Origin of the sequence: Terrisporobacter muris, assembly GCF_024621905.1 — a bacterium.
Lineage (GTDB): Bacteria > Bacillota > Clostridia > Peptostreptococcales > Peptostreptococcaceae > Terrisporobacter > Terrisporobacter muris.
Genome location: NZ_JANKBY010000120.1, coordinates 1 through 10,162 on the forward strand (window position 1 = coordinate 1; position 10,162 = coordinate 10,162).

Annotated in this window: 3 protein-coding genes and 1 riboswitch; of the genes, 2 read left to right on the forward strand and 1 reads right to left on the reverse strand. The window is 31.7% G+C overall.

The genetic code is table 11. The annotated features are described in order from the left end of the window. Positions 1 to 336: 336 nt before the first annotated feature. Together NSA58_RS10555 and katG are read left to right on the forward strand one after the other, a co-directional pair. On the forward strand, positions 337 to 813 hold the full coding sequence (locus NSA58_RS10555) for a cupin domain-containing protein (protein WP_330376108.1): 477 nt from the start codon (positions 337 to 339) through the stop codon (positions 811 to 813). Between the two features lie 342 nt (positions 814 to 1,155). Continuing rightward, positions 1,156 to 3,357 (forward strand): catalase/peroxidase HPI, encoded by a 2,202-nt coding sequence (gene katG, locus NSA58_RS10560; protein WP_074429727.1) that lies wholly within the window; start codon positions 1,156 to 1,158, stop codon positions 3,355 to 3,357. A 56-nt stretch (positions 3,358 to 3,413) separates the two neighbouring features. Here katG and NSA58_RS10565 read toward each other — a convergent pair whose 3' ends face one another. Further along, positions 3,414 to 9,812 carry an NPCBM/NEW2 domain-containing protein gene (locus NSA58_RS10565; RefSeq protein WP_074429728.1) on the reverse strand — a complete coding sequence of 2,133 codons (6,399 nt, stop codon included), beginning with the start codon at positions 9,810 to 9,812 and terminating at the stop codon, positions 3,414 to 3,416. 176 nt (positions 9,813 to 9,988) lie between these two features. Continuing rightward, positions 9,989 to 10,073, reverse strand: a riboswitch (cyclic di-GMP riboswitch). Positions 10,074 to 10,162: the final 89 nt, after the last annotated feature.

Consider the following 10,162-nt stretch of genomic DNA (forward strand, 5'->3'; position numbering starts at 1 on the left):
ATTTATTAACGGTGGATATTTATTTCATATAAAATTCAACCATTCAACCATAGATACTATCAATAGGCCTTAGGGTAGTGAGAGTCAAGAACTCATTTTGTTTAGGGCTACTTATCTTTAAATAAATAAATTATAGTTTTTATATAAATTAAGGGTGTATCAGTTTTGATACACCCTTTTAAACGAATGTATTTATAAATGTGGCATATAATTTTATAAAACGTATAAAAGGAGTGATTATTTTTGCAAAATATTACAAACCCATATCCTTATCCTCGTATCATGCCACAACAAATGTACAACATGTACCCCTATCCTTTCTGGGGGAACCAACAAATGTACAATATGTATCCATACCCTCCTTGGAGTAATACACCTGTATACAAGAGAAAGGAAATTAATTTAAAAGATTATGGTCCAAATCCACTCATAGTTAATATTGATCAGGCAACTACACAAAACAATACTTTCCGTACTGCTTTGTGGACAGGATCTGATTTACAAGTTACTTTGATGAGTATAGATGTAGGTGATGACATAGGTTTAGAAGTTCATACAGAAGGTGACCAGTTTATACGAATTGAAGAAGGTTATGCCCTTATAAAAATGGGTGATAGCAAAGATAATTTAAATTTTCAAAAACAAGCTAGGGATGATTATGCTATTATGATACCTGCTGGAAAATGGCACAATGTAATAAATATAGGAAATAAACCACTTAAAGTATATGCTATCTATGCCCCACCTGAGCATCCACCTGGCACAGTTCACCAAACTAAAGCAGATGCCGAAGCTACTGAGAACAGATATTAAATAATAAATAATTGTGTTTAATCAAGTTATTGAGATAACTTGATTTACTATAAATTAAGGGTGTATCATTTTTGATACACCCTCTTAAACTCAAAATACATCTCTTCTATTTTATATATAATTATATCTATACTGTTTTTCAACTTTATCATTTTATATTGTTTGTATACTTTCAAAAAAGTGTGATTAGTTATAAATTAAAAAATATTCTTTAGTATAAGCAAAAAATAATTTACATATTATGTAATAACATTGTAACACTTATGAGTTCAGATTTAAATTTTATAAAATTTCAATTATTAACTCTGGACTTACATTGAAATAAAGGAGGAATTTAATCTTATGGGAGACATGAGATGCCCGTTTACTGGAAGATCAATTCATGCTGTATCAGGAAATAGAACCTCTGATGAAGATTTATTAAACTTAAATATTCTTCATCAAAATTCAGAGTTAAGTAATCCGATGGGATCTAACTTTGACTATGCTAAAGAATTTGAAAAACTTGATTATTATGCCCTGAAAAAAGATTTATATAATTTAATGACAGATTCAAATGATTGGTGGCCTGCAGATTTTGGTAACTATGGGCCACTATTTATTCGTATGGCATGGCATAGTGCAGGAACTTATAGAATAGGTGACGGTAGAGGTGGCGCAGGTAATGGAGATCAGAGATTTCCACCAATAGGTAGCTGGCCTGATAATGCTAATTTAGATAAAGCTCGTAGGTTACTTTGGCCAATTAAACAAAAATATGGTGATAAAATTTCATGGGCAGACCTTATGATATTAACGGGAAACTGTGCTTTTGAAGTAATGGGACTTAAGACTCTTGGTTTTGGTGGTGGACGTGAGGATGTTTGGGAACCACAAGATATCAAGTGGGGTTCAACTGAACAGATGCTTGGAACTAACAAAATTGATGGTACAAATGAAATTCAAAATCCCCTTGCATCATCTCAAATGGGACTTATATATGTAAATCCAGAAGGACCAGATGGGAAACCTGATCCAGTTGGGTCTGCAAAAGATGTGAGAGAAACATTTGCTCGTATGGCCATGAATGATGAAGAAACTGTTGCACTTATAGCTGGTGGTCATACTTTTGGGAAATGCCATGGTGCAGCTCCTGCCACATACCTTGGTCCTGCTCCTGATTTTGCTCCTATTGAAAATCAAGGTCTTGGTTGGAAAAATAGTTATAAAACAGGTAATGGTATAGATACAATCACTAGTGGACTTGAAGGAGCATGGAAACCAAATCCAACAACATGGGATATGGGTTATTTTAAAACATTGTTCAAATATGAGTGGAAATTAGTTAAAAGTCCTGCTGGAGCTTATCAGTGGCAAGCACAAGATGTGGATGAGGAAGATATGATAATAGATGCACACGACCCATCAAAAAAACATCCTCCTATGATGACAACAGCTGATTTAGGTATTCGCTATGATCCAATATATAACCAAATCGCAAAAAATTATTTAAATAATCCAAGTAAATTTACCGATGATTTTGCACGTGCTTGGTTCAAATTAACACATCGTGATATGGGTCCTATTTCTAGATATCTGGGGCCAGAAGTTCCTAGCGAAGAATTTATATGGCAAGATCCTGTGCCAAAAGTTGATTATGAATTAATTAATAAAGAAGATATTAAATATCTTAAAGGTAAGATTTTAGATTCTAATTTATCAGCGTCAGACCTTGTTTATACAGCTTGGTCATCTGCATCTACATTTAGAATTTCTGATAAACGTGGTGGTGCAAATGGAGCTAGAATTCGTCTACAACCTCAGAAGCATTGGCAGGTTAACGAACCTGATCAGTTAGATAATGTTTTGCAGATTCTTGGAAAAATAATGTCCGACTTTAACTCCTCTCAGTTAAATTCCAATGAAGCGTGTTCTGTAAAAGTTAAGAAAGTATCTTTAGCAGATATGATTGTTCTTGGTGGATGTGCAGGTATAGAAAAAGCAGCAAAAAGAGCAGGGTATAAAATCAGAGTTCCTTTCACACCAGGTCGCACAGATGCATCACAGGAACAAACTGATGTTGAATCATTTTCTGTACTTGAGCCAAAAGCAGATGGATTTAGAAACTATATGAAATCAGATTATTCTAGCTCATCTGAAAAATTATTAATTGACCGTTCACAACTTCTAAATTTGACTGCTCCTGAAATGACAGTTTTGCTTGGTGGTATGCGTGTATTGAATACCAACTATAACAAATCCAACTATGGTGTTTTTACAAAAAGACCAGAAACCCTTACAAATGATTTCTTTGTAAATCTTTTAGATATGGATACTATTTGGCAGCCTACTTCACCTGAGGAGCAAATATTTGAGGGACGTGATAGATCAACAGGACAATTGAAGTGGACTGGAACACGAGTTGATCTTGTTTTTGGTTCTAATGCTCAACTTCGTGCTATTTGTGAAGTATACGCAAGTGAAGGCTCTCAAGTTAAATTCTTGAAGGACTTTGTATATGCTTGGAATAAAGTAATGAATGCAGATCGTTACGATATAAAATAAAAAACTAAGGGTGTATCATTTTTTGATACACCCTTTTAAATTATTTCTTTAAAAATTTATTTAATTAAAACTAAGTTTATTAATGTCCCACTTAATTCATCATCTTCAAATGCTACATGAACTCCATAAATTCCTGCTTCTAAATTTGAAACATCTAAACTAACTTCTGTATCGTCATTAACAGCTTTTTCACTTAACACATTACCAGCTTTGTCTACTAATGTAACTTTTGTAGCTACATTCTCTCCTGCTCTGTTGTAAGCTTCTGTATTAACTGTAACAGTTCCATCAACTACTTTTAATTCACCAACTGATACAAATTGATTTGTAAAATTAGCTTTTTCTAATTTCTTTAACTGAGCTAATGGTCTAAGATCTTTTATCTCATTATATTCTGCTTCTATACTTACTAAATTCTTAGCATATTGTAATCCTTCTAAGTTAGTAACACCACTTAAACTTAGTTTAGTTAAACTTCTCATATCACCAACAGTAAATCCTTCAGACTTACCTAAAACACTAGATAAAGATTTAGCTAAATACTTGTCTGGTATATTTACAACTTCATCTAAGTTTACTACTGTTAATGCTTCAACTGATTTTTGTAGTTCTGCAGCTACATTATCTATAGTATCTTGACTAGAATTGTTATCTTCTAAAACTTTCTCTGCTTTAGCTAAAGCTATTTGCATTGTATTAAAAGATTCTTCTGTATAGTCATCTTCATTTAACTTTTTAGCTTCGTTTACTAATTTAGTTAATTCAGTTTTGTCTATTCTTGATTCATTTACAAAGTGTAATTTAGTATCACCAAAAGTTGCATGGTCAGAACCATTTCCGTTACCACCATCTTTAACGACTAACTTTAATTCTTTAGCATCTGCTAAATTTACTTCTACATATTTTTGTTTATCTTTAGCTCTCATTATGCCACTATCATAAGCTAACTTACCGTCAACATATATTTCAAACTGTACTTGACCTACAGAATTATACATTGCTCTATCTACACCTATATAAGTACTGAATATATCTGCTTTTTTATCAGTTAAGTCATATATAACTGTACTTGTTGAATGCATTCCTAAACCTTTTTCATACTCAACTGCTTCGTTATTTTCACCTGTAAGTGTTAAATTTCTACCACTTATAGCTACATCCTTTTGTGCTTGTTTATAGTTATTAGATTGCTGCGCCCAATTGTGATCACTTAAGTAAGTGAAATCTTCCATGTTAACTACTTTTATACTTCTGGTAGCTACTGTAGTATTTCCATCAGAATCTTCTACTGTGTATTTTATTGGATATGTACCTACTCTATTAGTGTTAACTTTATCTTCTCCACTTATCTTAACCTTTTTAGTTATGTTTCCGTCTTCTTTATCCCTAGCTTCAACATTACCTACTACATTCTCTAAAGTTTCTCCCACTTTTATTGATTGAGAGGCATCTATATTTATCACTGGTTTAGAGTTGTTTCCTATTAACTTAGGTTCTACTATTATACCATGGTCATTAGCATCACTATCACCTGCTATACTAACTTCTATTCTAAGTTCTTTAACATCTGCTATATTTACCTTAATATGCTCTAAATCGTCAGTGTATCTCTTTGTATCTGTTTTTGCTAGAACTTTACCATCACCTATTATTTTGAAGTCTAAAGTAGTTCTACTATCTGCTTTACTAGAGTCTGTACCTAATTTAACATCTAGAGTATCATAACTATGCTCACCTAAGTTATATACTACATAACCATTTGCATGAAGTCCTATACCTTTTTTAAATTGTTTAGATATACCGTTTACTCTACCATATATATCCTTGTTGAATTTAGGAGAACCCCAACCAACCTTAACATCTTCGTGCTTTAAGTCACTTAGGTAAGTAAAATCACTTACGACTGTTACCCTAGTAGTATCAGTTATAGTAACTCCGTCTTGAGTTATCTTATAAGTTACTTCATATTCACCTTTTCTAGATGTATCTACATTACCTTCTACTATTATATTATCAAGTTTGTTACCTTCATAATCAACAGCTTCTACATAATCTAGAGCATTGAAGTCTTCATTAAGCCCTATAACTATATCCTTTTGAGCTTCTAACTTAGGTTGATGTGCTTTAACACTTACAGCTTTTGCACTGTTTAAGTCGTTACTAAAAGCAACAACTTCATAAGTATGGTTAGTTCCTATCTTAGCTTCTTTATCTACATAAGTTTCTGTATTAGTAAATCCTATTAACTTTCCATCTCTATATATTTCGTATCCTAAAAGACTCTTATTATTTTCTCTATCTATTTCCATAGTTAAAGTTACATTTTCTTTATTTACTTTTGTATGTAATTTTAAATCTAAATTTTCATTAAATGTTTCACCGTCTTTTAAGTATTTGTTATCATTCATATACCATAACTTTTCAGTTGGTTTTGGATATTGTTTCATATGTTGTGCAGTTTCTTCAGTTACACGGAAACCATGTCTAGCAAAATGTTCAGTTAAATCCATTTGCATTACATTAGATGCTGCAATTGCCCATGCCTGATGCTTATTATCCCAGTTTCCACCACCCAATGAAGGGTTTGCTCTAAACTCTTGTTGTAATCTAGGCCAGAATGTTTCATCATATAACTGTAATTGCCATAATGGAGCTATGTGTTGTAAGTTAGTATAATCACTTTCTGGATACCAAAGGTTCTTTGAGTAATCTTCCCTTGTTACTTTAGGGAATATGTTATTTTGGTATTGGTTTTGTTGAGTGAATCTACTTGCCTTACCTTCTAATACTTCAAAGTGTAAAGGTAACATATTGTTTGTAACTTCTACTACACTCATTTTAGTAGTATCCATATTATGTCCTAATTCGTGCATTAGTCCCCAACCAGTGTTATATCCTAAAACTGCACCTTGCTCGTTTTGGTTGTAGCCTGTTATACCATTACCTGCATTCATAAATCCACCACCGTCTAGGTACTTTAACATAGAAACGTATCTATAGTTGAAGTCAGAGTTTACTTCGCTAGACTCATCAAATCCCCAGTATTTCATTGATTCTGCTAAGATATCATCTACCTTGTTTGCAGTGTAACTAGGAAGTAAATTATTCTTTTTGTACCAATCTAAAGCATATGTAGCTCTAGTATTTACTAAGTTCTTTTTACTAAACACTTCAAATACATCTGGTAATGTAGGATCTTTTTTTAACTTTTCAGTATACTCTTCTAACTCTTTCATTATAGCTTCATCAGAATCTTCTCCTAATACGAAAGCAGGATACTCAAAAGCACCTTCTATTTTTATCTTAGGCATTCTAGATTGTTGTTCTTCTGTATATGGGTTAACAGTATATAACACACCTGAGTATGGAACACCTTCTCTAATTGTTGTACCAGATATTGTAGGCACTGTTATAACGTTCTTACCATTCTTTAAGTTTATGTTTATAGTACCATTATTTTGAACATCCATTTGTTTAAATACTAGATATGGTAATGGTTCACCTGGTTCTGCATCAACATAAACAGTTATCTTTTGCTCAGACTTAACTGCTAAACCTGTTGGTTGCCAGTCTTGGAAGTTCCACATTTGTCTTTTTTGAGATTCTTTTATAGAGTCTCCTCTAGATTCTAATTCGTACACATGTTCTTTAGATTGTTCAGGATTTTGAACTACATCTTTAGCTCTTTCTATATATTCCATTAATTCTTCTTTTAATGGATGTGTATTAACTTCTTTCTCTAAAGTTTCTATTTCTTCTATTGTGTCATATTCATCAACTAATTCATTCATTAAATCATTTGTAAACATGTTATAAACTTTATCTGCTATAGAATCTTGTTTTAAGAAAATTAATTCATTTAAAGTAGCCCAGCTTTGATCTCCTTTAATTACTCTTATTTTTAATCTTTGGAATTTAGTAGGCTCAAACTTTGCTTCAACTAAACCAGTAGTTTTGTCTGCTTTTGCAGTAGATACTAGTTTGAAGTTATCTCCTTTAGTTGTAGCAGAAGCATAAATTTCAAATTGTTCTAAGAAACCTTTTCTATCTGATTTTCTAGCACCATAAGCTATTCTATCTATAGTTACAGGGTTTATAAATTCTACAGTAACTTCATTTTTCCAATCTTCTTTATTAGATGTATTAGTTTCCCAATATGTATCTAAATCATCGTCTATGGCATTATCTATTTTCATAGTAGACCATTGTCCACCGTTGTTAGATATTTTCTTTATATTCTCTCTCTTTATAGCATATTGTTCCATATACTCTTTGTTGCTGTAATGGTTAAACTTTTTAGTTTTACTTGCAGTTGCTTCAACTTCGCCTTGTTCAACCAAAGCCTTAGCATTGTCTATATCTTCTTTAAAATCATCGTAGAATGGATGTACTTTAACTTCATCTTCTAATTTATTTAAAGCTTCCATATTAGCAAATTCTTCGCTTACAGTATTCATAGTTTCGTCTGTGAATAAGCTAGCCATTTTATCTATAGCTGGGTCTTGTTTATATAAACCAAACTCATAAGCTAGTGCAAAGTTTTCATAAGCTTTAGTATATACAAATTTAACTCTTCTAGCTTCTGTCGGATTAAACTTTATAGAAACTGAATCATTAGTTCTACTTGCTCTACCACTTGTAACCTTTTGGAAAGTATCACCTTCTAAAGTTTTAGATACATATATATCAAACTCTTCTGCAAATCCTCTAGCTCTAGGTGAAGTGTAAACTACCTTATCTATAGTTTCTAGTTTGTCTAATGTCATTGTAACTTCATTAGTGTGGTTTTCGTTATTTGTTTTATTTGAATGCCACGCAGTTTCAATATTACCATCTATTGCTCTTGCTATTACTTCATTAGCATAGTGACTTCCGTTAGTAGTTATGTTTACTATACGCTTATTATCTATTTTATAAGTCTTGTCATACTCTGCTAACTCAGGTGAACCAAACTCTTTAAATTTGGATACTCTTGCATCCATATATGTAACTTTCTTATTTTCAAGTATTAATCTAGCATCATTTATACCTTCTTTATATAAATTATATAAAGGGTGTGTCTCTAACTCTTTAGCAAACTTTTCTAGTTTATCTGTAGAATTGAACTCACTACTTACTTCATTTTTCTTATCATTTGTAAATAATGTAGCGTACTTTTCACTTAATTCATCTTGCTTATATAATCTCATTTCTGAAGCAAACGCTCTATTACTGTTACACTCATTAAATACTAATTTAACTCTCTTAGCCTTTGTAGGAGCGAACTTGAATTCAACCATATCACTTGTTACATTAGCTTCTCCAGTTGCTACTTTTTGGAAAGTTTGCCCTTTAGAAGTTTCTGAAACATGTATTTCAAACTTAGTAGGGAATCCCTTGCTATTTACACTTCTAGCTTTATAAGCTAATCTATCTATGGTTTGTGCTTCATCTAAAGTTAAAGTTATTTCATTTGTGAAATCTGTACCGTTGCTTCTGTTAGTTTCCCAATGTGTATTAGGGTCACCATCAAACATATATTCATATTTAGTTCCTGAATATATTCCACCATTAGCTTCTACTTTAGTTATTTTATTTGTTGGTATCATAAATTTTTCGTTGTAAGCATCTTGATATTCTGTACCATGTGCAGTTAATTTAGATACTTTAGCTATACCACTTTCTAGTTTTTCACCTTCTAATATAGTTATAGCATTATCTATATCTTCCTTGAAGTTTGCATAAAAGGGATGATCTTTAGCTTCTTCTTCCAAGGCTTTAAGATCTTCTATGTTAGCAAATTCAGGGTTAACTTCATTCATGTTATTATCCGTAAAAATGGTTTCCATTTTATCTAAAGTTTTATCTTCTTTATAAAACCAAAACTCAGAAGCACTTGCCCAACCATCATGAGCATCAGAGAATATGAACTTAACTTTCTTAGCTTCTACTGTGTCGAATCTAAATTCAACCATATCTCCAGTTACTTTAGTACTTGCAACTTCACCTACTAGCGTGTAATCTGATTCATTTGAATCTGCTACTAATATTTGTGCAACTTTAGGATAACCTTTAGGTTTTGCACCATCTTGTCTAGTAGCATAAGCTAATCTGTTTATTTTTTCAACGTTTTCAAATTCAAACTCTACCTCATTTTTAAAGTCTGCTTTATTTTCTTTTCCTGTTTCCCAATGAGTTTCTAGCTTACCATCTATAGCGTTAGTTATAATACTTTGATTATACTTACCGCCATTATTAGTTATAGATTCTACATTTACTTTATAAGCTTTATTATAACTAGGGAAATTTTCATAATTTCTTATTTTGAAATTCTCCACTGTCATATTTTTGCTTACTTCTTTTTCTATGCTTGCTACTTTATTTCTTATAATTTCATCTGCAAAAACATTTATTGCAGGCATAGTATTTGTAGCTATTATAGACATAGCCACTATTGATGCTATCTTCCTCTTCATTTTTCCCTCCTGATTGATCTCCCTCAGAAGTACATTAAATTTGCATGTTTTAAATTGCAATAAAAAAAGTTGCTCAAAAAGAGCAACTTAATATAGACTTGATAATTTAATATTTTCATGCAAATACCTGCAGTAATATTAACTATAAATCTTAAAACAAAAAGTATAATGTACTCTTTGGCAACTGGCTGACATAGTTTTAAAACCTTAGTCCCTATAGCTTTGCGTCCCTATGTTTCCATAGGTTTGCCTATTGAATTTTCAACAAAAATTCTATCATATTATAGTTTTTTTTGTCAATTATTTTCCAATTTTTTTTTATTTTTTTTATTTATATTTATAGTAAGTCA

What these genes read in the sequence shown, in the direction of transcription:
- NSA58_RS10555 (WP_330376108.1), top strand. Translation starts at nt 337, where the DNA reads ATGTACAATATGTATCCATACCCTCCTTGGAGTAATACACCTGTATAC.
- katG (WP_074429727.1), top strand. Translation starts at nt 1,156, where the DNA reads ATGGGAGACATGAGATGCCCGTTTACTGGAAGATCAATTCATGCTGTA.
- NSA58_RS10565 (WP_074429728.1), bottom strand. Translation starts at nt 9,812, where the DNA reads ATGAAGAGGAAGATAGCATCAATAGTGGCTATGTCTATAATAGCTACA.